The organism is Micromonospora mirobrigensis (genome assembly GCF_900091555.1).
In the GTDB taxonomy this organism is placed as follows: domain Bacteria; phylum Actinomycetota; class Actinomycetes; order Mycobacteriales; family Micromonosporaceae; genus Micromonospora; species Micromonospora mirobrigensis.
The window spans coordinates 555,865-580,458 of sequence record NZ_FMCX01000002.1; the positions used below are offsets into that span (position 1 = coordinate 555,865).

Consider the following 24,594-nt stretch of genomic DNA (forward strand, 5'->3'; position numbering starts at 1 on the left):
CCTCTTTCGGGCAGGGTGGGTCGCCGGCCCGGGCGGGGCGCCCGGCCGGATTCGGGTACGGGGATCAGGCGGGGGCCATGGCGACGCCGGCCACCTCGGCCCGGCCGAACGCGTCGTCGATGATGACGACCTCGCGGCCGGCGTTGGCCAGCAGCGACGCGGCGGCGGTGGCCCGGTAGCCGGAGCCGCAGTGCACCCAGACGACGCCGGCCGGGATCTCGCCGAGCCGCGCGGGCAGGTCGGGCAGCGGGATGTGCACGGCCCCGTCGACGTGGCCGGCTCGCCACTCGTTGGTCATCCGCACGTCGAGCACCACCTCCGGGGCCGGCAGGCCGGCCGGGGTGTTCCCCGCGCGGGCCGCGGCCAGGGCCGGGAAGTCGGCCGTCCGCAGCTCGCGGAGCTGGCCGGGGTCGGCGGCCCACCGCTCGGCCGCGCCGGTGGCCTGCGCGGCCGGCCGGTCGATGCCGATGCGGACCAGCTCCCGCTGGGCGTCGGCGACCTGCTCGGGGGTCTCGGCGAGCAGGGTGATCGGCGTGCCCCAGTCGATCAGCCAGCCGAGCCAGGTCGCCATCGGCCCGTCCAGGCCGAGGGCGACCGTGCCGGCCAGGTGCGCGGCCGCGTACGCCTTACGGTGACGCAGGTCGACCACCCACTCGCCGGCGGCGATCCGTTCGCGCAGCGTGGCGGCGTCGGCCCGGGCGGCCGGGGTGAGGTCGACCGGGGCCGGGCCCGCGCTGTTCGCCACGCCCATGTGGGCGTAGTAGGCCGGGTAGGCGTCCAGCCCGGCGAGGGTCTCGGTGACGAACCGGTCGGCGGCGAGGCGCAGGACCGGGTTGGCCTGCTTCTCCCGGCCGATGGTGGAGTCGGGGGCGTCGGCCTGGCTGGCCGAGCAGAAGCTGCCGAAGCCGTGCGTGGGCCACACCTGGGCCCCGTCGGGCAGCAGGTCGGCCAGCCGCCGGGCCGAGGCGTGCTGGTGATGGGCAAGTTCGTGGGCGTGCTGCTGGCCGAGCAGGTCGGTACGCCCGGTGGTGCCGAACAGCAGCGAGCCGCCGGTGAAGACGCCCACCGGCCGCCAGTCGCCGTCGGTGGCCTCGTCGAGGACGTACGACAGGTGGTGGAAGGTGTGGCCGGGCGTGCCGACCACCCGCAGCCGCAGGTTCTCCGAGACCGGCACGACGTCGCCGTCGGAGACCGCCCGGCGGTCGAAGGCGACCTCGTCGGCCGCGGCCACCAGGTAGTGGGCGCCAGTCAACCGGGCGAGTTCCAGCCCACCGGAGACGTAGTCGTTGTGGATGTGCGTCTCGACCACGTGGGTGATCCGCACCCCCTGGGCGCCGGCGAGGTACAGGACCCGATCGATGTCGCGTTGCGGGTCGACCACGATCGCCACCTGCCCGTCGGAGGCCAGGTAGCTGCGGTCGCCGAGCGAGGACGTCGTGATGACGGACACCTCGACTGCCATGTGCCGTTCTCCTTCCACGATCCCTTCATACCCCCGGGGGTATGCAGGGGACAGATTCCTGCGATGGTACGGCGGCCCGAGAGGGGGCCTACCCGCTCACGCCACGGTCACACGGCGTGAGCGGGTGGGGATTCGACTCAGGCCAGGGCCAGGAAGAGCTTCTCCAGCTCCTCCTCGGTCATCTCCGGCTCCTCGCCCCGCTCCCGCGCGGTGCCGCAGTGCCGCATACCGGAAGCGATGATCTTGAAACCGGCCCGGTCGATGGCCTTGGAGACCGCCGCGAGCTGGGTCAGCGCCGCTCGGCAGTCCTCGCCGTTCTCCATCATCTCGATGACGGCGTTGAGCTGTCCACGGGCTCGCTTGAGCCGGGTCAGCGCCTCGCCGGTCATCTCGGGCCGAAGCTTCATCTCGCACCACCTCCTGCACGTCACCATACCCCCGGGGGTGTCGCCACAACAACGGATACCCCCACCGGTATGGCAAACCGCGGGGCGGGGTGGTGGATTCCCACGACCGGCGACGACCTGACCCACCGACGCCGGGAGCGGCGGCGCGACGGTTCGACACCGCGCGCCACCGCTCCCGACTTTCGGCCCCGAGGGCCTGGACTAACCCGCGTACGCGGAGACCGAGTCGATCTGCACGGTTCCGCCGCTCGCACCGCCGGTCGGATAGAGCGACAGCTGCGTCGCCGAACCGAGGTCCAGCGGTCCCGGCGTCGCCCACGGCGGCGGGGCGAAGGCGCTGAACGGGATCTCGACGACCCGGGGGTCGGTCCCGGCGAGGGTCAGCGTGGTCTCCCAGTAGGCGCCCTTGGAGACGAACTGGACGGTCAGCTTCTGCCCGTCCGCTCCCGGCCGGACCCACATCCGCAGGCCGGTGGTGCCGCGCCAGTCCTGCGGCTCGAGCAGGTTGTGGACCACCCCGGCGTACCCGCTGGAACCGGAGGTCCAGCTGAGCAGCATGCTGTGCCCACTGCCCTCCCCCGGCGGCGCCAGCGTCGCGGTGATCGGGTCACCGCCGGTGTTGCGCGGGTACGCGGCGGCCAGCTCCGCGTCCGACGGATAGGTGTCGAAGTCGTCGACCAGCACGCCCGGCACGTCCGCCCGCGTGGTGAAGGTGACCGGCGACCCGGTCACCGCCGTCGAGCCGTACCCGTTGGTGGCGGTGACCCGCACGTACAGCGTGGTCGCGGCGGGCCAGGCCGCGCGGGGGGTGTAGCCGGGGGTACGCAGGCCGGAGACGGCGACCAGCGGCGCGCTGAGGTCGGCGTTCGCGGACACGGTCAGGCTGTAGTAGGCCGCGCCGGGCGCGGCGTCCCAGTCCAGGGCGGCCAGCCGGCTCACCCCGGTGGCCCCCGGCGCCGGCGCGGTCAGCGCGAAGGCGCCGGGCGCCCCGGTGGCCTGCCGGGCGGAGGCGGCGGTCAGCGCCACGGAGGTCACCGCGGTACGGGAGTGGCGCGGCCACACCACCCGCATTCCGTCCACGCCGGACAGTCGCGACACGGTGAGGGTGTACCGGCCGGGGCCGACGCGTTCGATCCTCGGTCGCACGGCGTGCCAGCCGGTGGCGCCGTCGGCGGAGACCTCGATCGCCACCTGGGGACGCCCGGCGGAGGCGACGGCGACGGTGGCGGCGGTGATGTCGTCGCGCCGGTACCGCAGCTCGCCGCCGCTGCCGCGCTCCGGGGCGACCAGCACCCCGTCACCGGAGGGCGTGCGGCGCAGCGAGTCGCTGTGGCCGGCGGTGACGAACCAGTCCTCCAGCGGGTCGACCACCCGGTCGGTGGTGGGGCCGGTGGTCACCGGGGTGGAGACCCGAACGACGGCGCCGGCCGCGTCCAGGGCCACGACCCGGTAGGTGACCGTGCCGGCGGGGGTGGTCAGGTCGAACCAGGGGGTGTCGTTGTCGGTCACCGGCTCGTCAACGCTGACCGTGGCCCAGGCCGTGCCTGGCCCGCGCCGCTGGACGAGGTAGCCGGCGGCGCCCGCGGTGCCGCGCCAGCGCAGCGTGTTGAAGCCGTAGGTCGCGGTGATCGCGGTGATCAGCGGCCGGTCACCGGTGACCCGCGGGGCCGGTACGCCGGACATCCTGCCGGCGAAGCGGGTCAACGCGGCCACCACGTCGCGCATCGCCGGCGTGTCACCGGGGTGGTGCACGGTGAACCCGTCGCCGTGCGGCACGTAGCCGTGGTGGTCGTGGCGGCCGAAGAGCGACCAGAACAGCGCTCCGCTGACGTCCGGGTTGGCCGCCACCTGGTCCAGCAGCTCGTCGGTGGCCTGGCCGGAACCGTACTCGCCGGCGATGTAGACCTTGCCCGCCGCCGTGGCCGCCGCGGCGTCCGCGGCGATCCGCTCCGCCGTCGGCGGGTAGTAGTGCGAATCGCTGATGTCGACGTACGGGGAGGCCAGGACCGCCGGGTCGACGCCGGTCTGACTGCCGGCGGCGACGAGCTGCCGACGGGCGATGCTCTTGACGAAGCGGGCGTTGTCGTTCACCCACTCTGGGGTCATCCCGTTGAGCTCGTTGCCCAGCTCCCAGGCCATGATGGTCGGATCGTCGGCGTACGCCCGGCCGGTGTAGCGGTTGACGTGGGTCAGCAGGTGCCGGACGTACTGCTGGAACGCGGCCCGGGCGGCGGGATCGGTGTAGAACAGCGCGCCGTTGTCGTCGGTGCTCAGGCCCAGCCAGCGCAGGAAGTCGTACCGGCCGCCGTGGTAGTACTGCCAGTTGTCGGTCAGCGGCACGACCAGCCGCAGGCCGAGCCGTCCGGCCTCGGCCACCGCGTAGTCCATGCTGTCGAAGGCGGCCTCGTTGAACTCGCCGAGTGCCGGTTCGAGCGACTTCGGATGGCCGGTGGAGACGCCGACGGTGTGCGCGCGGACCACGGTGGAGCCCATCGCCTTCGCGGTGGTCAGCCCGTCCCGGATCCGGAAGTAGGTGGGGCGGTCGACGGTGGGCGGGTCGGTCGGGTCCACGCCGCCGACGTTCTCGTCGAGGCCGAGCCAGTACTCGTTCGGGCCGGCGAAGCGGAACGGCCGCCCGGCGAGGCTCAGGTGGGTGCCGTCGCGGACCACGAACGCGGCGGCGGGCCGGCGGGCCGGCGGGTCCGTCGCCGGGGTCGATCCGGCCGCGGCGGCCGGGAGCCCGGGAACGGCGACCGCCGCCACCAGGGCGGCGACCGCGATGCACCGGGCGGTCCGGCGGTGGTGTCGTGCCATCAGGGAACCTCCGTGGATGTCCGCCGCCCGTCGGCGGCGACCGGTCGACGCGTCGTCCACCTGGTGGAGCCGCCGCCGTCCCGTTCACTGAAGCGGTTCAGCATATCGACGTCAAGAACTGCCGCCGGGCGTTACCACACCGTTATCTACAGGCTGCCTCCACCTCAACAGACACCGGTCATAGACGTTACGGATCGCCCAGTCCCGGACCTGACGACCAAGCTGAACCGATTCATCGCACGTGCCGGATGGAAAATCACCACCCCGCTGGCCCGGGTCGTGCCAGGATCGTCGCGTGGCCGGTCGCGCGTTGAGCTTCGGAACGGTGGCCCGGGCATACGAGAGGTTCCGGCCGGACTATCCGTCCCAACTGGTCGACCTGGTGCTGGAGTACGCCGGCCGCCCCGTCCGGACCGCCCTGGAGATCGGCGCCGGAACCGGCAAGGCCACCCGGCTGTTCGCCCGCCGGGGCATCGACGTCACCGCGACCGACCCCGACCCGGCCATGCTGGCCGAACTGCGGGCCCACGTCCCACCGGGGGTGCGGACCGTGCGGGCCGCGTTGGAGGATCTGCCCACCGACCGGCGCTACGACCTGGTCTACGCGGCCGCGGCTCTGCACTGGACCAGGCCGGAGGGCCGGTCGTCCCGGCTGGCCGCGCTGCTGGAACCCGACGGCGTCCTCGCCTCGGCCGGCGGTCCGGTCGCGCTGGCCGACCCGGCGGTCGAGGAGGCCGTCCGCGTCGCGCGGACACCCTTCCTGACCACCGACGACGTTCCCTCCCCGGACGGCACCCCGCCGGGCGACGCCATGCAGTGGCCCGGCACGGAGCTGCAACGCTCCGGGTGGTTCGACGACGTCCGGCAGTGCGTGCTCCCCCGGCGGCTGACCGTCGACGCCGACGACCTCCTGGGCTACCTCGGCACCGTCTCGGCCTACCTCGCGCTGCCCACGGCCGAACGGGAGCAGGCGTTCCGGGCGATCCGGCGGGTCCTGCCCGACACGGTGGAACTCGTCGCCGACCTCACCGTCCACCTGGCACGTCGCCGACCGCGACACCCGTGACCCGGCCGCCGGCCGGCACCACGGCGTGCAGCAGCGCGTCGGTGGTCGACTCCTGCGCCCCGGTCGTCACGTCGACACACCTCCCCGGAACTGGTCGATGACGTCGAATACTCTTCCGGCCCCGATTCTCGCGACCACTTCGGGGCCGACGGGAACTGCCGCCTGCGTTTGGTCCGAACGCTTTTCCGCTGCTGCGGTAGGGTCGCCGCATGTCAGCCGACACCGACGCTCGTCAATTGCACGACCATGCCGTGAGCCGGCGTGGCCCCCTGACCATGGGCGTACTCACCATGATCGTCTACGGGCTGGCCTGGCTGGTCGCCGGCGTCACCGGCCTGCCCGTCCCGACCGGCGTCCGCCTGGCCCTGAGCCTGGTCGGGGTGGTCACCGCCGGCGCGGTGCTCATCGCCGGCGGACGGCTGCGTGCCCGGGGACCGGGCCGGTCCCGCCGCGTCCGTCCACACTCGATGCGCTGGTTCCACCTGGTCAACGTCGCGCAGACGGTGGCCATCCTGGTGGCCGTCCTCGCGCTGCTGCGGGCCGGCGCACCCGGGCTGATCGTGGTCGCGGTGTGCCTGGTCGTCGGGGCGCACTTCCTACCGCTGGCCAGGATCTTCGACGTGCCGGGGTACTGGTGGACGGGCGGGCTGTTGATCCTGGTGGCGGCGGCGGGCGCGGCGGCCTACGGCTACGGAGCGACCAACGCGACCGTACGTTCGGCGATCGGCCTGCCGGCCGCCGTCATCCTCTGGGCCACCGCGCTCGAGGTCTCCCGACGCGGCTGAGCCCCCGGTGGGTGTGGTTGTCGCGATGTTGTCCACACCGCCGGCGCCCCGGGGACGTTCAGCGCAGACCGGCGAAGAGGTCGTCCTCGGGGGTCGGCGCGCCGGTGGTGTCACGGACCCGCACGAACGTCTCCATGCCCATCAGCTCGGTGAACCGCTCCTGCCCCAGTTGCAGGAAGAAGATGTTCTCCGCCTGGCTGGCGTGCGCGGCCAGCGACTCGAACTTCTGCCCGCCGTAGCCGCGGGTGTCCACCCAGGTGGTGATCTCCTCGTCCGGCAGGCCCAGCGCCGGCATGTCGGCGGACTCGTCCGGCTCCGGGAACTCGACGCCGATCTCCTTCATCACCCGGCCGAACTCCTCGAAGGCGCTGCGCGGCACGGTGGTCCAGTAGACCTTCGCGGGACTGCCGGCCAGCTCGACGGCGGCCATGGTGATCCGGTGCGCCTGGATGTGGTCGGGGTGGCCGTAGAAGCCGTTCTCGTCATAGGTGACGACCACGTCGGGCCGGTAGCGGCGGATCAGTTCGGCCAGCCGTTCGGCCGCCTCGGGCACGGGCGTGTTCCAGAACGCGTGGGGGGCGTCGTTGGTCGCCCACCCCATCATCCCGGAGTCGGCGTAGTCCAACGTCTCCAGGTGGCTGACCTGCAACGCCTCGCAGCTCGCCGCCAGCTCCGCCCGGCGCATCGCCACCACGGCCTGCGGGTCGTGCCCCGGCTCACCCGGCTTGACCCCGCCGGGCCCGTCGCCGCACCGCCCGTCGGTGCAGGTCACGAGCACCGTGGTGATGCCTTCGGCCGCGTACCGGGCGAGGACACCGCCGGTGCTGGTCGCCTCGTCGTCGGGGTGCGCGTGCACCGCCATCAGGGTCAGAGATCGTTCCGCCACCCCACCACCATACGAGGGCGTGCGGTCTGGCGGGGCACCGCGCGGCCGGAAGAAACGACCGCGGAAAAGGCGTGACCGCCCCCTCCATTTACAAGATATAGCGCACCCGGGGGCTTGCGGCAAGACCCGGGTGGTGCCGCAGAATCACCGCCTGCACGCCCCACCACCTGCGGAAACACCTGGCCTCACCGAACCGGGAGCTGCATTGGATCCACTGACCGACAGCGCGTTCGCCCTCCCCGACCGGCTCGCCGCCAAGGCCGACCCGGCGCTGATCGCCGACGACGAGCGGCACTTCGCCGCCATCGCCCGCAGCCTGGCCCGGTCGTCGGCCGAGCTCTCCGACCGGCTCGACGCCGCGCGCCGGGCGCCGGGCGGCCGGGGGCGGCAGGCGGTGGAGCGGGACGAGGAGGTCCGCCGGCTCGCCGCCCGCCTGCGCGCCCTGCGCCGCTTCGGGTTGGACCTGTGCATCGGGCGGATGGTCGGCGCGGACGGCGCCGAGCCGGTGTACGTCGGGCGGCGGGGCCTCACCGACCAGGACGGCCGGCGGCTGCTGCTCGACTGGCGGTCACCCGCGGCCGAGCCGTTCTTCGCGGCGACCCATGCCGCACCGATGGGCCTGGCGAGCCGCCGCCGGTACCGGTGGACCGGCGGCCGGATCAGCGACTACTGGGACGAGGTCTTCACCCCGGAGGGGCTCGAGGGGCACGCCGCGCTGGACGACCAGTCCGCATTCATCGCCAGCCTCGGTGGCAGCAGGTCGGCCCGGATGCGCGACGTGCTCGCCACCATCCAGGCCGACCAGGACGCCATCATCCGGGCCGGGTCGAGCGGGGTGCTGGTCGTCGACGGCGGCCCGGGCACCGGCAAGACCGTCGTCGCCCTGCACCGCACCGCATACCTGCGCTACGCCGACCCTCGGCTCGGCCGCCGCCGGGGCGGCGTGCTGTTCGTCGGCCCACACCAGCCCTACCTCGCGTACGTCTCCGACGTGCTGCCCGGCCTCGGCGAGGAGGACGTGCAGATCTGCACCCTGCGCGACCTGGTGCCCGAGGGGGCCGCGGCCGGGGTCGAGGCCGACCCGGAGGTGGCCCGGCTGAAGTCGTCGGCGGACCTGGTACGGGCCATCGAGGCGGCCGTCCGGTTCTACGAGGAGCCGCCCCGGGCGGGAATGACGGTCAGCACCGAGGACGCCGACCTGCGGCTGGACGCCGACGACTGGGCCCAGGCGTTCGAGGCGCCGGACCCCGGCACGCCGCACAACGAGGCACGCGAGCGGATCTGGGACGAGCTGCTGGCCATCCTGACCGACAGGTACGACGGCGACGAGCCGGACGACCGGCTGCACCGGTCGCTGCGGGCCAACCCCGAGCTGCGGGCGGCCGTCAACCGGGCGTGGCCGCTGCTGGAGGCGGCGGACCTCGTCGGCGACCTGTGGTCGGTCCCCGCGTACCTGCGCAGGTGCGCGCCGTGGCTCGGCCCGGACGAGGTGCGGAGGCTGCAACGCGCGGACCCCCGGGCCTGGACGCTGGCCGACCTGCCGCTGCTGGACGCGGCCCGGCAGCGGCTCGGCGACCCGGCGGCGGCCGGGCGGGACCGCCGCAACGAGGCGGCCCTCGCCGTCGAGCGGGAGCGGATGGCCGCGGTCGTCGACGAACTGATCGAGGCCCACACCTACGACGACGGCGAAGGGGTGCTGTCGAGCCTGCGTCAACTGGACCTCCAGGACGCCCTGCTCGACGAGGCCGGGCTCTCCACCGCCGACCCGGACCGGCTCGCCGGCCCGTTCGCGCACATCGTGGTGGACGAGGCCCAGGAGCTGACCGACGCGCAGTGGCAGATGCTGCTGCTGCGCTGCCCGTCGCGCAGCCTCACCGTGGTCGGGGACCGCGCCCAGGCCCGGCACGGGTTCACCGAGTCGTGGCGGGAGCGGCTGGAACGGGTCGGCCTGGACCGGATCGAGCTGGCCACGCTGAGCATCAACTACCGGACGCCGGCGGAGGTCATGGCGGCGGCCGAGCCCGTCATCCGGGCCGTGCTCCCCGACGCCAACGTGCCGACCTCCGTGCGCGCCGGCGGAACGGTCGTCCACGGCCGCGTCGCCGACCTCGAACGGATCCTCGACACCTGGCTCGCCGGGCACGCCGAGGGGACGGCCTGCGTCATCGGCGCCGGTCCGACCCGGGCGGAGCCCCGGATCCGGTGGCTGACCCCGGAGCTGGTCAAGGGGCTCGAGTTCGACCTGGTCGTCCTGGTGGACCCGGAGACGTTCGGCGAGGGCATCGAGGGAGCGGTGGACCGCTACGTCGCGATGACCCGGGCGACCGGGCAGCTGGTCGTCCTCAGCAGCTCCTGACCGTTCCCGCCGCCGCAGCGCCGACGGGCCCCGGTCGATCCGTCGCGGATCGGCCGGGGCCCGTCGTGCTGGCTACCGGATCAGCCCAGGTCGAAGCGGTCCAGCTCCATGACCTTGGTCCAGGCCGCCACGAAGTCGCGGACGAACTTCTCGCGCGCGTCCTCGCTGGCGTAGACCTCGGCGAGGGCCCGCAGCTGCGAGTTGGCGCCGAAGATCAGGTCGACCGCGGTGGCGGTCCACCTCACCTGGTCGGTCGTCACGTCGCGGATCTCGTACACGTGCTCGTCGGACTCCGACGCCTTCCACCGGGTGCCCGGGGAGAGCAGGTTGGCGAAGAAGTCGTTGGTGAGGGCGCCCGGCCGGTCGGTGAGCACGCCGTGCGCCGCGCCACCGACGTTGTTGCCCAGCGCCCGCAGGCCGCCGACCAGGACGGTCATCTCCGGCGCGGTGAGGTTGAGCATGTACGCCCGGTCGATGAGCAGCACCTCCGGCTGGGTCTTCTCCCCGGCCCGCAGGTAGTTGCGGAACCCGTCGGCGCGCGGCTCCATCACCGCGAACGACTCGACGTCGGTCTGCTCCTGGCTGGCATCGGTGCGGCCCGGGTGGAACGGAACGGTCACCTCGACGCCCGCGTCCCGCGCGGCCTTCTCCACCGCCGCCGAGCCGGCCAGCACGATCAGGTCGGCGAGCGAGATCTTCGCGCCCCCGGCGGCGTTGAACTCCCGCTGGATGCCCTCCAGGGTCTCCAGGACGGTCGCCAGCTGCTCGGGCTGGTTGACCTCCCAGTTGCGCTGCGGCTCCAGGCGGATCCGGGCGCCGTTGGCGCCACCGCGCTTGTCGGTGGAGCGGTAGCTGGCGGCCGAGGCCCAGGCGGTGGAGACCAGCTGGGCGGTGCTGAGGCCGGAATCCAGGATCTTCGCCTTGAGGGCGGCGACGTCGCCCTCGCCGACCAGCTCGTGGTCGACGGCCGGCACCGGGTCCTGCCACAGCTGGGCCTGCGGCACCCACGGTCCGAGGAAGCGGCTGACCGGGCCCATGTCGCGGTGCAGGAGCTTGTACCAGGCCTTGGCGAAGGCCAGGGCGAACTCCTCCGGGTGCTCCAGGAAGCGGCGGGAGATCTTCTCGTACGCCGGGTCGACGCGCAGCGACAGGTCGGTCGTCAGCATCGTCGGGCGGTGCTTCTTCGCGGGGTCGTGGGCGTCCGGGATGATCTCCTCGGCGTCCTTGGCGACCCACTGCTTCGCGCCACCGGGGCTGGTGGTGAGCTCCCACTCGTAGCCGAAGAGGATCTCGAAGTACCGGTTGCTCCACTGCGTCGGCACGTCGGTCCAGGTGACCTCGAGACCGCTGGTGATGGTGTCGGCGCCCTTGCCGGTGCCGTACGTGCTCAGCCAGCCCAGGCCCTGGTTCTCCAGCGGGGCGCCCTCGGGCTCGGGGCCGACGTGGTCGTCGGCGGGGCCGGCGCCGTGGGTCTTGCCGAAGGTGTGGCCACCGGCGATGAGGGCGACGGTCTCCTCGTCGTTCATCGCCATCCGGCGGAAGGTCTCGCGGATGAAGTGCGCCGCCGCGGCCGGGTCGGCGTTGCCGCGCGGTCCCTCCGGGTTGACGTAGATCAGACCCATCTCGGTGGCGCCGACGCCGGCGGCCATCTCCTTCTCGGAGGCGTAGCGCTCGTCGCCGAGCCAGGTGTCCTCGGGGCCCCAGAAGATCTCCTCGGGCTCCCAGACGTCCTCCCGGCCGAAGCCGAAGCCGAAGGTCTTGAAGCCCATCGACTCCAGGGACACGTTTCCGGCGAGGACCAGCAGGTCGGCCCAGGAGATCTTCTGGCCGTACTTCTGCTTGACCGGCCAGAGCAGCCGGCGGGCCTTGTCCAGGTTGGCGTTGTCCGGCCAGCTGTTCAGCGGCGCGAACCGCTGCCCGCCGTCGCCGGCGCCGCCGCGGCCGTCCTCGATCCGGTAGGTGCCGGCGGCGTGCCAGCTCATCCGGATCATCAGGCCGCCGTAGTGGCCGAAGTCGGCGGGCCACCAGTCCTGCGAGGTGGTGAGGACCTCGGTGATGTCCCGCTTGATCGCCTCGACGTCGAGCTTGGCGAACTCCCGGGCGTAGCTGAAGTCCGGCCCCAGCGGGTTGCCCTTGGCCGAGTGGGCGTGCAGCACCGACAGGTCGAGCTGGTTGGGCCACCAGTCCCGGTTGGTACGCGGACGGCCGCCGGTCTTCGGCGTCGGCGAGTCGATCGCCGGGTTCTCGCTCTCGCTGCCGGTCGCGGTCACCGAGTCGTGCGCGACCGGGCAGCCTTCCGCCGCCTTCTTGTCCACGCCCTGCGCGCTGGCGGGACCGTTGCCCTGGGTGTCGCTCATCTGCTTCCCTTCGAACTGGCGGATCACTGGGAAATGCGTGCGGTCGTGCAGTCGGGGCAGGTGCCCCAGTAGACGACCTCCGCCTCGTCGACCACGAACCCGTGGTCGTCGGCGGCGGTGAGACAGGGTGCCTCGCCGACGACGCAGTCGACGTCGGCGATCGCGCCGCAGACGCGGCACACGACGTGGTGGTGGTTGTCCCCCACCCGCGCCTCGTAGCGCGCGGTGGCCCGGGCCGGCTGGATCCGACGCACCAGGCCGGCGTCGGTGAGCGCCCGCAGCACGTCGTACACCGCCTGCTGGGAGACCGTCGGGTGGCCAGCGCGGACCAGCGCGATCACCGTGTCGGTGTCGACGTGCGGATGGTCGCGCAGCGCCGCGAGCACGGCCAACCTGGGTTTGGTGACGCGCAGGGAGACCGCCCGCAGTTGCGCCTCGAAGTCGGACGCCATGCCCCGACCCTAGCCGCTCTTCTGGAACAAATCCAGTTTAAGCCGGATGCGGCGCGCCGGGATCGGGGCGAGCCCGCCCGATCAGGTGAAACACCCGGCTGAGCTGCCGGTAGGGATCCCGCAGGCCCGCCTCGAACCCGACGGCCGCCACGGCCGGCACGCCCGTTTCGGCGGGCGGCAGGTCCAGCCGGTCCGAGAAGAGCCACACCCCCTACCGGGCCTCGGGCGCGAGGCCGCCACGACGCGACAGGTCGGACAGGCCCTCGACGGTGTCACCGGGGTGTCGGCGCCGAGCACCCCCACCTCGCCGACGTCCAGGACCGTCGGCGGCGGCGGGAGGTGCCGCAGCAGCCGCGCGTGCAGGACGCACGTCCGCACCCGACCCTTCACCGAGGCGTAGGCGCCGTCGACGAAGGGCTCCGCCAGCGCGGCCCAGGGATCCTCACCCGGTGGTGGCACCGGTCAGGAGACCGCGGCCCGCACCAGCTCGGCGACCCGGCTCTGCACCGCGGGGGTCCACTTCCGCAGCGCGTACGCCACCGGCCACAGGTCACCGTCGTCGAGGTTGGCCGCGTCCTGGAAGCCCAGGGTCGAGTACCGGTAGTTGAACTTGCCGGAGTCCTGGAAGAAGACGACGATCTTGCCGTCGGCGTTGGCGTAGGCGGGCATCCCGTACCAGGTCTTCGGCGACAGCTGGGGAGCGACGTTCGTGATCGTCACGTGCACGCGCTCGGCCAGCTCCCGGTCGTCCGGTGCCATCTGCGCGATCCGGTCGAGCAGCGCCTGGAGCTCGTCGGCCCGCTTGGCGCCCTTGCGTCCCTCGGCGCGCAACTCGGCGGCGCGCTCCTTCATCGCCGCCCGTTCCTCGGCGCTGAAGCCGTCCGACACGTCGGGGGAGGTCGTCGTGGGCATGATCGGGCTCCTTCTCGCTGGTCGAGGCTCCGTGGTCCGGCTCCTGGAAAGAGGCTAGGACCGCCGGCGCGCGTGGTGCTTCTCGATTCCTGATCGAAGCCGGGAGCTCGGTCCCGGCGGGCTCAGGTGAGCGGCGCCGCCGGCGACTCCGGGTGACGCTCGAGGCTCAGGTGCGCGGAGAGCGCGCGGAGGAGGTCCGGCGCGTCGAAGATCGCTCCGGCCGAGGCGACCCCGGTCGTCCGCGTCCGGCCGTCGAGGACCCGCGCGACGGCCTCGACCGCCAGCGGTGCGCTGACCGCGTAGATGTCCCGCCCGTGCGCGGTGACGCGTCGCCGCAGGTCGCCTTGGCGTACGACGACGTCCACGGTGAAGGTCTGCGCGGAGCGCCCACGCTCGTCGACCGCCGTCGGCGCGGTCGCGTCCGGGGCGGCCAGGTCGCTCGCCGCCTCCGTGGTCATGTAGGTGCGCACCTCGGCGACGGCCAGATGGCTGGGGACGGTGACGACGTCGGCCATCGTGAACTCACCGAGCACGCTCCGGCGGCCCAGCGGCGCCGGGAACTCCCACTCCAGGCGCGGCAGGCCACCCTCGTCCGGGGCGTACTCCAGTCGACCGCCGGTAAAGCGGACCCGCCGGCCGTCCCGCCGGTCGCGGGACACGGCCCCGGAGGCCAGGGTCCCGGCCGTGGGGTGCCAGCTGCTCAGCCCGTACGCGACGTGCACCTCGTCGGCCGCGACCCACTCCGCCATCGCCGTGGTGACCAGCAGGTCGCCGAGCCCGCCGAAGAAGGCCATCGCCGGCACCACCGCCAGGCCCGCGGCCTCGGCGGGCGCGCCGAAGTGCGCGAAGGTGTCCCGGTTGGCCTCGATCTCGGCCGCCACGTCGACGTACGGGATCCCGGCGCGCAGGGCGGCCTCGATCACCGGGGCGGCGGTGGTGGCGAACGGGCCGGCGCAGTTGACCACCGCGGCCGCGCCGGTCAACGCCCGGTCGAGCGAGGCCGCCTCCACGATCGTGGCCACCCGGTGCCCGACGCCCGGATGCGCCGCCGCCACCGCCGCGAGCCGGCCCGCGTCCCGACCGAGCAGCAGCGGGACGAACCCGCGCTCGCGCAGCTCCGTCACCATGAACCGCCCGGTGTGTCCGTACGCGCCGTACACCGCCACCGTCTGTCCCATCCTGGGTTCCTCCCGCGCTCGCTCGAAGATCGCTCAGGAAGATCCTCCGGCCGGCGGCCGACCCGGAACAGTGTCTGGAACGCCGCGCCCCGTACAGTTTCGGACATGGCTGTCGTCGCGCTCGCCGTCACCGACGGGATGTTGCACTTCGAGCTGGCGATGGCCTTCGAGGTCTTCGCCCGCGACCCCTCGGGCCTGGCCGACCCCTGGTACGACCTGGTGGTCTGCGGCTCCGGCCCGATCCGGGTCGGCAGGTTCCGGATGGATCCGGACGACGGCCTCGACGCACTCGCCCGCGCCGACACCGTGGTCGTCCCCGCCGTGGCGGACGTCGACGCCGAGGTGCCCGCCGACCTGGTCGCCGCCATCCGCGCGGCCCACGACGCGGGCGCCCGGATCGTCTCGCTCTGCACCGGCGCGTTCGCGCTGGCCGCCGCCGGGGTGCTGGACGGCCTGCGCGCCACGACGCACTGGGCGCACACCGAGGCGCTGGCCGCCCGCCACCCCCGGGTCCGGGTCGAGCCGGACGTGCTCTACGTCGACAACGGCTCCGTGCTCACCTCGGCCGGCAAGGCCGCCGCCGTGGACCTGTGCCTGCACCTGATCCGCCGGGACCACGGCTCCACGGTCGCCAATGCCGTCGCCCGCCGGCTGGTCGTGCCGCCGCACCGCGCCGGCGGCCAGGCCCAGTTCGTCACCACCCCGGTGCCGGCCCGCGAGGACCATCCCCTCGCCGACCTGCTCCCGTGGGTGCTGGAACGGCTGGACCGTCCGCTGACCGTGCAGGACCTGGCCCGCCGCGCCAACATGAGCTCGCGCAACCTGGCCCGACACTTCCAGGCGGTGACCGGCACCACCCCGCTGCAGTGGCTGTCGACCCAGCGCATCCGCCGGGCCCAGGAGCTGCTGGAGAACACCGGGGACAGCATCGACGTGGTCGCCCGGGCGACCGGCATGGGGACCGCCACCACGCTGCGCCGGCACTTCCACCGCACCGTCGGCGTGCCCCCGGACACCTACCGCCGCACGTTCCGCCGGTAGGTGTCCGCGGAGCTCCCCTACCTCTCGCCGGGTCCCTGCTCCTTGACCTCGTCGTAGCCGACGGCGGCCGGCGCCGCGGCCGGCGAGTAGATCACCCGGAGCACGCCGGTGGGGAACGCCTCCGTCGCCGTCACCCGCAGGTGGTACGGCGTGTCGCCGTCGTCGAACAGCCGGCGGCCCTTGCGGGCTGCGACCGGGTGCACCAGCAGCCGCAGCTCGTCGACCAGCCCGGCGGCGAGCAGCTGCTGCACCACGGAGATCGACCCGGGGATGAGCACCCCCTTGCTGGCGGGATCGGCCCGCAGCGCGGTGACCGCCTCGACCAGGTCACCGTCGATCAGCTCCGAGTTGCGCCAGGAGAACTCCAGCGGCTGGCGGGAGACGACCACCTTGCGCACGTCGCCGAGCTGCTTGGCGAAGGGCGCGTCCTCCCCGCCGGCGGCCTCCCGGTCGGGCCAGGCGCCGGCGAAGCTGTCATAGGTCTCACGACCGATGAGCAGCACGTCGGCGCTGTCGTAGTCCTCGCCGACGGCGCGCCCCATGTTCTCGTCGAAGTAGGGAAAGTGCCAGTCGGGGTCGATCTCGGCCACGCCGTCGGCGGAGACGAACAGCGTGGAGATGACCTTCGCCATCGTGGTGATCCCTTCGGTCGGTCGCACTCGTGTCGACACGGAGACCGGCCCAGCATTCCAAACTCATCGGCGCGACGGGGTCCGGCCCGACGGCGGGTCGGGCCGCCCGGCTCAGCCCGCCTCCGGCGCGGCGGTCTCGGTGAGCCGCCCGTCGGCCAACCGCAACCACCGGTCCACCCCGATCGCCGCCAGGAACCGCTCGTCGTGGCTGACCACCAGCAGCGCACCCCGGTACGCCCCCAGCGCCCCCTCCAGCTGCCCGATGCTGTCCAGGTCGAGGTTGTTGGTCGGCTCGTCGAGCAGCAGCAGTTGCGGCGCGGGGTCGGTGAAGAGCACGCAGGCGAGGGTGGCCCGCAGCAGCTCGCCCCCGGACAGGGCGGCGACCGGCAGGTGCGCCCGGCTGCCCCGGAACAGGAACCGGGCCAGCAGGTTCATCCGCTCCGCGTCGGCGAGCCCGGGAGCGGAGACGGCCAGGTTCTCCGCGACCGTACGCCCCGGGTCGAGCAGGTCGAGCCGCTGCGACAGGTACGCCACCCGACCGTCGGCCCGGGTCGCGCTCCCGGACGCCGGTTCCTGCCCCCCGCCGACCAGCCGCAGCAGGGTCGACTTGCCGGCGCCGTTGGGCCCGGTGAGGGCGATCCGCTCCGGGCCCCGGATGATCAGGTCGACGCCGGCTCCGGCGAAGACCGGCCGCCCGTGGTACTCGGCCTGGAGATGCTCGCCGGAGAAGATGGTCCGGCCGGCCGGAACGGTGGTGTCGGGCAACTCGACGACGATCCGGTCGTCCTGGCGGGCGGCCCGGCCGGCCTGGTCGAGGCGGGCCCGGGCGTCGTCGACCCGGGCGGTGTGGGTCTCGTTGGCCCGGCCGGCCGAGACCTGGGCGTCGCGTTTCAGGCCCCCGGCGACGATCCGCGCCAGGCCGGCGTCGGGCAGGTTCCGGGCGGCGGTGGAGGCCCGCCGGGCGGCGCGCTCCCGGGCCTGTTGCAGCTCGCGCTTCTGCCGCCTCAGGTCCTGCTCGGCGGTGCGGACCTGCCGCTCGGCGACCTCCCGCTCGGCGTTCACGGCCTGCTCGTAGTCGGTGTAGGTGCCGCCGTACCAGCGGATGCCGTCGGCGTCGAGCGCGGCGATGCGGTCCATCTCGTCCAGCAGCGCCCGGTCGTGGCTGACCACCAGCAGGCAGCCCGTCCAGCCGCGCAGCACCTCGGTCAGCCGCTGCCGCGCGTCGCGGTCCAGGTTGTTGGTCGGCTCGTCCAGCAACAGCACGTCGGGGCGCCTGAGCAGCTGCGCCGCCAGGCCGAGGGAGACGACCTGGCCACCGCTGAGGGTGCCCAACCGCCGGTCCAGGGTCACCTCGCCCAGGCCCAGCCGGTCCAGCTCGGCGCGGCTGCGTTCCTCGACGTCCCAGTCGTCGCCGACGGCGGTGAAGTGTTCCTCACCGGCGTCACCGGACTCGATGGCGTGCAGCGCGGCGACGGCCCGGTCGACGCCGAGGACCTGCGCCACGGTCTGGTCGACGGCGAACGGCAGGTGCTGCGGCAGGTAGCCGACCACCCCGTGCACCGTCACGCTGCCGGCGGTCGGGCGCAGCTCCCCGGCGATCAGCCGCAGCAGGGTCGACTTGCCGCGGCCGTTGGGCGCCACCAGGCCGGTGCGGCCGGCCGGGACGGAGAAGGACAGGTCGTGGAAGACCGGAGTCTCGTCCGGCCAGGAGAAGGAGAGAGCGGAGCTGACGATGCGGACATCGGACATGATCGACCTCGGAGAAGGAGGACCGGGCGCGCACCTGGGCGCCCGGGCGCAGGCAGGGGAACGACGAAGGAGGCCGCGACGCCGGCGCGGTCATCCGCGCGGCTGCGGCCGGTCCGGGCTCTCACCCGGAGATGTCGTCGTCACCTGCCACGATCACTCCGATCCTCGGATACCCGGCCACGATAGCGCAGACCACAACCGATATCCGCCCCATGTCGAGGACGGCCACCCGGCTCCGTCCCCGGTGCTGACAGTGCTGATCCGCCCCGCGAGCACGCGGCGGCGGGCGACGAACGGCAGGAGGCGGGATGCGGAAGGTCATCGCGAACGAGTGGATGACGCTGGACGGGGTGGTGCAGTCACCCAGCTACCCGGACGAGGACGCGAGCGGTGGCTTCGCGCACGGCGGCTGGCACGCCCGGTACTTCGACGAGCTGTCGATGCGGTGGGTGGTCGAGAACGTGCGCGGCGCGGGGGGCTACCTGCTGGGGCGGGGGACGTACGAGATCTTCGCGGCGCACTGGCCGACCGCACCGCAGGAGCAGCAGGTGCTCGCCGAACCGCTGAACGCGTTGCCGAAGTACGTCGCCTCGATGACCCTCGCCGCGCCACTGCTCTGGCAGAACTCGACGCTGCTCGGCGGCGACGTCGCTTCGGCCGTACGCGCCCTCAAGGCCGAGCAGGGCGGGGACCTGCACGTGATCGGCAGCCCCGGCCTCGTCCAGAGCCTGCTGGCGTTCGACCTGCTGGACGAGGTGCGGGTGATGATCGATCCGGTGCTGGTGGGCGGCGGGAAGCGCCTGTTCGGCCGGGACGGCGCGCACCGGACCCTGCGGCTGCTCGACAGCCAGGTGACCAGCACCGGCGCGATCATCGCCCGGTACGCCACGGGCGGTTGACCGGTTGGCCCGGGCGGGCGGTGGGTGGCCCGGGCTTCGACCGCACCGCTGGGCATGTTATCGATAACATGCTATCTTCGGCGCGCAGGAGCCGAAGCTTGCCTCCCCTGTGGTCACCGTCCGCTCGAAGGGCACCGGTCCCGTACCGGTTCGACGCGCGGTGACGGGTGAGGACCCGGCCGGCCGAGTCCGTCGACGCCACGCGATCGACCGCCGCCACACCTGCCGACCCGCCCACCGCCGCGGACCGCGGTCCCGCCGCACCCGTCCGCCCGGTGGCAGTCGGCTGCCGTTGCGCCGCCCGGGCCGGCGCATCCCCACCACGACAGAGAAGGCAGCGCCATGGACCACTCCCCCGACCACCGCCCACCCTCGGCCCGGTCCCGACGCCGGCTGCTGACGCCGGTCGCGGTGACCGCCGCCGCCGTCGCCGCCACCATCGCCGCGGCCAGCACCGCGCACGCCGGCACCACCCTCGGCGGGGCCGCCGCCGAGACGGGCCGCTACTACGGCGCGGCCATCGCCGCGTACAAGCTCTCCGACAGCCAGTACGTCGGCATCCTGGACCGCGAGTTCAACGCGGTCACCCCGGAGAACGAGATGAAGTGGGACGCCACCGAGCCCACCCAGGGGCAGTTCCGCTACACCGGCGCCGACCAGATCGTCTCCCACGCCCAGGCGCACGGCATGCGGGTGCGCGGGCACACCCTGCTCTGGCACGCCCAACAGCCCGGCTGGGCCCAGAACCTCTCCGGCACGGCCCTGCGCAGCGCCGCCATCAACCACGTCACCCAGGTCGCCACCCACTTCAAGGGCAAGATCTACGCCTGGGACGTGGTCAACGAGGCGTTCGCCGACGGCAGCAGCGGCGCCCGCCGCGACTCCAACCTGCAACGCACCGGCAACGACTGGATCGAGGCGGCGTTCCGCGCCGCCCGGGCCGCCGACCCGGGCGCGAAGCTCTGCTACAACGACTACAACACCGACGGGGTCAACGCGAAGTCGACAGGCGTCTACAACATGGTCCGCGACTTCAAGGCCCGGGGCGTACCGATCGACTGCGTCGGCTTCCAGTCCCACCTGGGCACCGGCATGCCCGGCGACTACCAGGCCAACCTGCAACGCTTCGCCGACCTCGGCGTGGACGTCCAGATCACCGAGCTGGACATCGAGCAGGGCAGCAACCAGGCCACGCTCTACGGCAACGTCACCAGGGCCTGCCTGGCCGTGTCCCGCTGCACCGGCATCACGGTGTGGGGCATCCGGGACAGCGACTCCTGGCGTACCGGGCAGAACCCGCTGCTCTTCGACGGCGGCGGCAACAGGAAGCCGGCGTACACCGCCGTGCTGAACGCGCTCAACGCCGGCGGCACCACCACCCCGCCCACCACCCCGCCGCCGACGACCACGCCGCCGCCGAGCAGCCCGCCGCCGCCCTCGGGCAGCGGCTGCACCGCCAGCCTGTCGCTCCAGTCGTGGACCGGCGGGTTCGTCGCCAACGTGCACGTCACCGCCGGCTCCTCGGCGATCAGCCGGTGGACCGTCCGGATCGCCCTGCCGTCGGGGACCGTGGTGACCAACACCTGGAGCGCCCAGTCCAGCGCCAGCACCGGAACCGTCGACTTCCGCAACGTCGACTACAACGGCCAGGTCGGCGCCGGAGGCAGCACCGACTTCGGCTTCCAGGGCACCGGCTTCGGCCCGTCCGGCACCCCCACCTGCACCGCCGGCTGACCGCCGCGACCGGCCCGGTCCCTGCCCCCGTCCGGGGCGGGACCGGGCCGGTCCCGGTCGCGCCCCGGTCCGATCCAGATCGGGTCCGTGCCCCGGGGCGGGACCGCCGACGCGACGGCACGGGAAACGATGATCGCCTATGCTTGCTGCGCCGCGACCCGCCCGCCCGGGAGGTGCCCCCGTCGTGCCCAGCTCCGCAGACCGGCCCGCCGCGCCCGTCCGGGCCGCCCCCACCGAGGGCCGTCCCCGGCGCGACCGGCCCCGGTCGGCGAGTCGGCGCGGATGACCCCGCAACAGGCCACCACGGACCGGTGGCGCCACCTCGCGGCCCGCGCCGCCCTGCCGCTGCGGGAACCGTGGATGGCCGCCGAGCAGGGGCGGGTCGGGCGGGCATCGGCGGTCGTCACCGCGGGTGGGCTGGCCGCCCGGGCGCTCCTGGTGGACGCCGACGAGCCGCGTACCGGCTACACGCTGGCCGACCTGCTCGACCAACGGCACTCCCCACCCGACTGGCTGCCGGGCGGACCCACCGTCTTCGTCGGCGCCCTGGGCGCCCGGCTCCCCGCCGTCGTGGGTGACCCCGCCGCAGCGGCCGGCGGCCACCGGGCGCTGCTGGACCGGATCGAGGAGTGGGCCCGCGACCGGGGCGCCCGCGCCGTGGCCGTCGGCCCGGTCCCGCGCACGGCAGAGTGGACGGAGTTGGAGGAGGGGCTCACCGCCGCCGGGTACCGGCCGGTCACGCAACTGCCGGAGGCGGTGCTGGACGTCGACGGGACGGGGCTGGCCGGGGTGCTGGAGCGGCTGCCGCGCGGCCAGCGCAAGACCGTCCGACGCCAGCTGCGGGTCTTCGCCGCCGGCGGCGGACGGGTCGAGGTGCTGCCGGCCGAGCGGGCCGACGACCCTCGGGCCGCGGCCCTGCTCCACGACCACTACCGCAAGTTCGGTCACCGCAGCACGCTGGCGGACGCCGCCGACCGGCTCCACCGGGCGCGCGCCCTCCCCGGCGCCTTCGTCCTGTCCGCCACCGGCGACACCGGCCTGCGCGGGGTGTCGGTGCTCGCCGTCGACCCGGTACGCCGGGAGCTCTTCTCCCGGCTGAGCGCGTGCCGCCGCGACGACGACTTCACCTGGTTCAACCTCACCTTCTACGCGCGCATCGACGCCGCCGCCGCCCGGGGCGCCACCACCCTGTACTACGGCGACACCACGTACACCCCCAAGGTGCAGCGGGGCTGCACGCTGCGCGGCCTGACGACGTACGTCCGCCTGCTCGACGCCGAACCGCCCGACCTGGCCCGCCGGTGCGCGGCCGTGTCCCGGTCGGTCCTCGACGCCGTGCGCGCCGAGCTGCCGCGCGGCCACGACCACCTTCTCGACCCACTCGAAGCCGGAGGAAACCGTGGCTGAGCAGTCCCGTCGCCGGCGCGTCCTGGCGATCGACCGCACGGGCCTGCACCGCTACCTCGACGGCCCGGGCGGGGTGGTCTTCCCGCGCGACGAGCACGAGGTGCACGTCATCTCCGTCGGCGCCGACCTCCCGCCGCACGCCGCCGAACACGTCGAGTCGAGTCGTACCGTCGAGGGCGAGGAGGCCGTCGCGGCCGCCGCGCGGCGCCTCGTCGACCGGGTGGGCGTCCCGGACGCCGTGGTCACCGTCGCCGAGGAGCACCTGCTGCTCGCCGCGGCGCTCCGCGACGAGCTGGGCGTTGCGGGGTTGAGCGCCGAGCGGACGCTGCGGTTCCGCGACAAGCTGGTGATGAAGGCGCACCTCGCCGACACGGGCGTACGGGTGCCGCGGTGGGCGCCGTTCACCGTCGACGCCGCCTGCCGCCTGCTCGCCGACGTCGGGCGGGTCGTGGTGAAGCCGCGGGGCGGATGCGGCTCCGCCGGGGTGCACGTCGCCCGCACCGCCGACGAGATCCGGCGGCTCGCCCCCCGTGCCGGCGGCCCGGAGACCACCGAGGTCGAGGAGTACGTCCCCGGCGTGCTGCACCACGTGGACAGCGTCGTACGCGACGGGCGGGTGGTGGCCGCCACCGTCAGCCGCTACCTGGACCCGACGACAGCGTTCACCGACTCGTCGACGGTGCTGCGCAGCGTCAACCTGCCGGACGGACCGGAGGCCGACGCCCTGCTCGCCACCAACGCCGCCGTGCTGGCCAGCCATCCGTACCTGTCCGGCGTCACCCACCTCGAGGCGTTCGTCACCCCGACCGGCGAGGTGGTCTTCTGCGAGCTGGCGGCCCGGGTCGGCGGTGGTGGCGTGGCGCCGGCCTTCCACGCCCGGACCGGCGTCGACCTGTACGCCACGCACCTGCGGGCGCAGGCCGGCGTGCGCCCGCCGCACCGGATCCCGGTCTCCGCCGAGCTGACCGGGTCGCTGCTGCTCTACGCCGGCCCGGGCACCATGACCCGACCGCCGCGCCTGCCCGACGTGCCGTGGATCCTCGCCCCGGACGTGTACCTGCCCGCCGACGGAGTGCTCGGCGCTCCCGGCGACGTCAGCCAGGCCGTCGTCACCCTGGCCGTCACCGGGCCGGACCGGCCGACGGTCGAGGCGCGCCTGCGCACGGTCATCGACGAGGTGCGACGCACCATGGTGGTCGAACCGGCGCCGTCCCGGCGGTGAGGTCAGGAACCGGCGATCGTCCGCCCGGCGACGAGCCGGCGCACGAACGGCGGCGCGGCGACCGCCAGCAGCGCGAAGCCCGCCGCGAGGGTCAGCGCGCCGGAGCCGTCCCAGGCGAACAGGATCCAGGTCAGGCCGGCCGGACCGGCGATCTGAACGACCTGCTCCGCGATGCCGAAGAAGCCCTGGTACTCGCCGATGCGTCGGGGCGGGGCCAGGTCGTAGCCGAGGGGCCAGGAGGCCGCGCCCTGCACCATCTCGGCGCCGGTCTGCGCCGCCGCCGCGACCAGCAGGATGCCGACGGCCGCCGCCCGGTCGAACCGGGACGACAGGAACAGCAGCAGGAACATCGCCGACAGCAGGAGCGCCGCGACCCGCAGCCCGGCGATGGCGCGCGGCACCGTGCCGAAGGGACGGCTCACCGGAAGCTGGAAGAGGATGACCAGCACGGTGTTCACGACGACGAGCAGCGCGACGACGGTGCGGGGCGCGTCGGTCCGGTTGACGACCCAGAGCGGCAGGACCACCTCCAGGACGATGGCGTGCACGGTGAGCAGCGCGTTGACCGCCGACACGGCCGCGAAGGTGCGGTCGCGCAGGACGGCGACCGTCGCCCCGGGGGCCCGGCCCGGCGGCGGCGCGACCACCTGGTCGTCGGCCCGGTCCGGCTCCAGCCGCACCCGGGACAGCAGGATCCCCGCCAGCGCGTACGTGCCGGCGTTGACCGCGAACAGGATCCGGTAGTCCGTCGCGCCGCCCAGGGCGAGGACCAGGGCCGCGCCGCCGGTGCCCAGCGCCGCCCCGACGTTGCTCACCGAACGCAGCAGGGCCCGGGCGGCGGTCCGCTCCGAACCGGTGAAGGCCACCCCGATGAGGGTCTGCCGGGCGATCACCGAACCCCGCTCCAGCAGCGCGTACACCACGGCCACGACGAGGAACGACCACGTCCCGGTCACGACGGCGTAGAGCCCGGAGGCGAGGCCGGCCCCGCCGGCCAGCGCGCCGGCGAGCCGCGCCGGGTCGCCCCGGTCCGCGAGCAGGCCCGCCGGGACGCTGGCCAGCAGGCCGGCGACGGCGGCGACGGTGAAGCCCAGCCCGATGGTGTAGCCGGAGATGTGGCAGATCTGGTTGAGATAGACCACGGCGGTCGCGGCGAACGCCCCGTTGCCGGCGTTGTTGACAAGCGTCGACCAGGCGATGGTGCGCAGCGGACCGGCGGCGGTCAACCCGGCGAG

Annotated in this window: 19 protein-coding genes; 8 read left to right on the top strand and 11 right to left on the bottom strand. The window is 73.9% G+C overall.

Features of this window, described 5'->3' with window-relative positions; genetic code table 11:
• Window positions 1-64: 64 nt before the first annotated feature.
• The 3 genes from GA0070564_RS09925 to GA0070564_RS09935 all read right to left on the bottom strand — a co-directional run bounded on the left by GA0070564_RS09925 (window position 65) and on the right by GA0070564_RS09935 (window position 4,683).
• Window positions 65-1,462 (bottom strand): MBL fold metallo-hydrolase, encoded by a 1,398-nt coding sequence (locus GA0070564_RS09925; protein ID WP_091606186.1) that lies wholly within the window; start codon window positions 1,460-1,462, stop codon window positions 65-67.
• 137 nt (window positions 1,463-1,599) lie between these two features.
• Window positions 1,600-1,869, bottom strand: a complete 270-nt coding sequence (locus GA0070564_RS09930) for a metal-sensitive transcriptional regulator (RefSeq protein ID WP_091606190.1) — start codon at window positions 1,867-1,869, stop codon at window positions 1,600-1,602.
• Window positions 1,870-2,070: 201 nt separating this feature from the next.
• On the bottom strand, window positions 2,071-4,683 hold the full coding sequence (locus tag GA0070564_RS09935; RefSeq protein WP_091606193.1) for a carbohydrate binding domain-containing protein: 2,613 nt from the start codon (window positions 4,681-4,683) through the stop codon (window positions 2,071-2,073).
• A 295-nt stretch (window positions 4,684-4,978) separates the two neighbouring features.
• On the opposite strand from GA0070564_RS09935, the gene GA0070564_RS09940 reads away from it, so the two are divergent.
• Window positions 4,979-5,749: a class I SAM-dependent methyltransferase gene (locus tag GA0070564_RS09940; protein ID WP_091606197.1), complete on the top strand. Its 771-nt coding sequence runs from the start codon at window positions 4,979-4,981 to the stop codon at window positions 5,747-5,749.
• A gap of 209 nt (window positions 5,750-5,958) precedes the next feature.
• On the top strand, window positions 5,959-6,534 hold the full coding sequence (locus GA0070564_RS29605) for a hypothetical protein (RefSeq protein ID WP_218104902.1): 576 nt from the start codon (window positions 5,959-5,961) through the stop codon (window positions 6,532-6,534).
• Window positions 6,535-6,592: 58 nt separating this feature from the next.
• On the opposite strand, the gene GA0070564_RS09950 is transcribed toward GA0070564_RS29605, so the two are convergent.
• Window positions 6,593-7,420, bottom strand: a complete 828-nt coding sequence (locus GA0070564_RS09950; protein WP_091606199.1) for a PIG-L family deacetylase — start codon at window positions 7,418-7,420, stop codon at window positions 6,593-6,595.
• A 214-nt stretch (window positions 7,421-7,634) separates the two neighbouring features.
• Here GA0070564_RS09950 and helR point away from each other — a divergent pair, with 214 nt between their 5' ends.
• A complete protein-coding gene (gene helR, locus GA0070564_RS09955; RefSeq protein WP_218104917.1) occupies window positions 7,635-9,776 on the top strand; it encodes an RNA polymerase recycling motor ATPase HelR in 2,142 nt (713 codons plus the stop codon).
• An 80-nt stretch (window positions 9,777-9,856) separates the two neighbouring features.
• On the opposite strand, the gene katG is transcribed toward helR, so the two are convergent.
• From katG to GA0070564_RS09980, 4 genes are all read right to left on the bottom strand, one after another.
• A complete protein-coding gene (gene katG / locus GA0070564_RS09960) occupies window positions 9,857-12,133 on the bottom strand; it encodes a catalase/peroxidase HPI (protein WP_091607097.1) in 2,277 nt (758 codons plus the stop codon).
• A 23-nt stretch (window positions 12,134-12,156) separates the two neighbouring features.
• The gene (locus GA0070564_RS09965) at window positions 12,157-12,585 is read right to left on the bottom strand and encodes a Fur family transcriptional regulator (RefSeq protein WP_091606205.1); all 429 of its coding nucleotides are present in this window, start codon (window positions 12,583-12,585) and stop codon (window positions 12,157-12,159) included.
• 462 nt (window positions 12,586-13,047) lie between these two features.
• Window positions 13,048-13,497 carry an iron chaperone gene (locus GA0070564_RS09975; RefSeq protein ID WP_091606208.1) on the bottom strand — a complete coding sequence of 150 codons (450 nt, stop codon included), beginning with the start codon at window positions 13,495-13,497 and terminating at the stop codon, window positions 13,048-13,050.
• Between the two features lie 122 nt (window positions 13,498-13,619).
• Window positions 13,620-14,675, bottom strand: coding sequence for a saccharopine dehydrogenase NADP-binding domain-containing protein (locus GA0070564_RS09980; protein WP_091606210.1), 1,056 nt, complete (start codon window positions 14,673-14,675; stop codon window positions 13,620-13,622).
• 105 nt (window positions 14,676-14,780) lie between these two features.
• On the opposite strand from GA0070564_RS09980, the gene GA0070564_RS09985 reads away from it, so the two are divergent.
• The gene (locus GA0070564_RS09985) at window positions 14,781-15,716 is read left to right on the top strand and encodes a helix-turn-helix domain-containing protein (RefSeq protein WP_091606213.1); all 936 of its coding nucleotides are present in this window, start codon (window positions 14,781-14,783) and stop codon (window positions 15,714-15,716) included.
• Between the two features lie 17 nt (window positions 15,717-15,733).
• Here the strand turns inward: GA0070564_RS09985 and GA0070564_RS09990 are convergent, their stop codons facing one another.
• Together GA0070564_RS09990 and GA0070564_RS09995 are read right to left on the bottom strand one after the other, a co-directional pair.
• A complete protein-coding gene (locus tag GA0070564_RS09990) occupies window positions 15,734-16,348 on the bottom strand; it encodes a dihydrofolate reductase family protein (protein ID WP_091607100.1) in 615 nt (204 codons plus the stop codon).
• A gap of 111 nt (window positions 16,349-16,459) precedes the next feature.
• Window positions 16,460-18,097: an ABC-F family ATP-binding cassette domain-containing protein gene (locus GA0070564_RS09995; RefSeq protein WP_091606215.1), complete on the bottom strand. Its 1,638-nt coding sequence runs from the start codon at window positions 18,095-18,097 to the stop codon at window positions 16,460-16,462.
• A gap of 308 nt (window positions 18,098-18,405) precedes the next feature.
• Between GA0070564_RS09995 and GA0070564_RS10000 the strand changes: the two genes are divergently transcribed.
• The 4 genes from GA0070564_RS10000 (at window position 18,406) to GA0070564_RS10015 (ending at window position 23,359) form a co-directional block, all read left to right on the top strand.
• Window positions 18,406-18,996: a dihydrofolate reductase family protein gene (locus GA0070564_RS10000; protein ID WP_091606218.1), complete on the top strand. Its 591-nt coding sequence runs from the start codon at window positions 18,406-18,408 to the stop codon at window positions 18,994-18,996.
• Between the two features lie 342 nt (window positions 18,997-19,338).
• Window positions 19,339-20,730 carry a glycoside hydrolase family 10 protein gene (locus GA0070564_RS10005; protein WP_091606220.1) on the top strand — a complete coding sequence of 464 codons (1,392 nt, stop codon included), beginning with the start codon at window positions 19,339-19,341 and terminating at the stop codon, window positions 20,728-20,730.
• A 282-nt stretch (window positions 20,731-21,012) separates the two neighbouring features.
• Window positions 21,013-22,137 (top strand): GNAT family protein, encoded by a 1,125-nt coding sequence (locus GA0070564_RS10010; RefSeq protein WP_091606223.1) that lies wholly within the window; start codon window positions 21,013-21,015, stop codon window positions 22,135-22,137.
• Complete coding sequence (locus GA0070564_RS10015; protein ID WP_091606225.1) at window positions 22,130-23,359, top strand: ATP-grasp domain-containing protein; 1,230 nt, start codon at window positions 22,130-22,132, stop codon at window positions 23,357-23,359. The genes GA0070564_RS10010 and GA0070564_RS10015 overlap by 8 nt, the downstream gene beginning before the upstream one ends.
• Before the next feature lie 2 nt (window positions 23,360-23,361).
• Here GA0070564_RS10015 and GA0070564_RS10020 read toward each other — a convergent pair whose 3' ends face one another.
• Window positions 23,362-24,585, bottom strand: a complete 1,224-nt coding sequence (locus tag GA0070564_RS10020; RefSeq protein ID WP_218104903.1) for an MFS transporter — start codon at window positions 24,583-24,585, stop codon at window positions 23,362-23,364.
• Window positions 24,586-24,594 lie beyond the last annotated feature (9 nt).

Coding starts and splice junctions, on each gene's coding strand:
- GA0070564_RS09980 (WP_091606210.1), bottom strand. CDS start 14,675: ATGGGACAGACGGTGGCGGTGTACGGCGCGTACGGACACACCGGGCGG.
- GA0070564_RS09995 (WP_091606215.1), bottom strand. CDS start 18,097: ATGTCCGATGTCCGCATCGTCAGCTCCGCTCTCTCCTTCTCCTGGCCG.
- GA0070564_RS09925 (WP_091606186.1), bottom strand. CDS start 1,462: ATGGCAGTCGAGGTGTCCGTCATCACGACGTCCTCGCTCGGCGACCGC.
- GA0070564_RS10005 (WP_091606220.1), top strand. CDS start 19,339: ATGGACCACTCCCCCGACCACCGCCCACCCTCGGCCCGGTCCCGACGC.
- GA0070564_RS09990 (WP_091607100.1), bottom strand. CDS start 16,348: ATGGCGAAGGTCATCTCCACGCTGTTCGTCTCCGCCGACGGCGTGGCC.
- GA0070564_RS09965 (WP_091606205.1), bottom strand. CDS start 12,585: ATGGCGTCCGACTTCGAGGCGCAACTGCGGGCGGTCTCCCTGCGCGTC.
- GA0070564_RS10000 (WP_091606218.1), top strand. CDS start 18,406: ATGCGGAAGGTCATCGCGAACGAGTGGATGACGCTGGACGGGGTGGTG.
- GA0070564_RS29605 (WP_218104902.1), top strand. CDS start 5,959: ATGTCAGCCGACACCGACGCTCGTCAATTGCACGACCATGCCGTGAGC.
- GA0070564_RS10010 (WP_091606223.1), top strand. CDS start 21,013: ATGACCCCGCAACAGGCCACCACGGACCGGTGGCGCCACCTCGCGGCC.
- GA0070564_RS09975 (WP_091606208.1), bottom strand. CDS start 13,497: ATGCCCACGACGACCTCCCCCGACGTGTCGGACGGCTTCAGCGCCGAG.
- katG (WP_091607097.1), bottom strand. CDS start 12,133: ATGAGCGACACCCAGGGCAACGGTCCCGCCAGCGCGCAGGGCGTGGAC.
- GA0070564_RS09935 (WP_091606193.1), bottom strand. CDS start 4,683: ATGGCACGACACCACCGCCGGACCGCCCGGTGCATCGCGGTCGCCGCC.
- GA0070564_RS09985 (WP_091606213.1), top strand. CDS start 14,781: ATGGCTGTCGTCGCGCTCGCCGTCACCGACGGGATGTTGCACTTCGAG.
- GA0070564_RS09930 (WP_091606190.1), bottom strand. CDS start 1,869: ATGAAGCTTCGGCCCGAGATGACCGGCGAGGCGCTGACCCGGCTCAAG.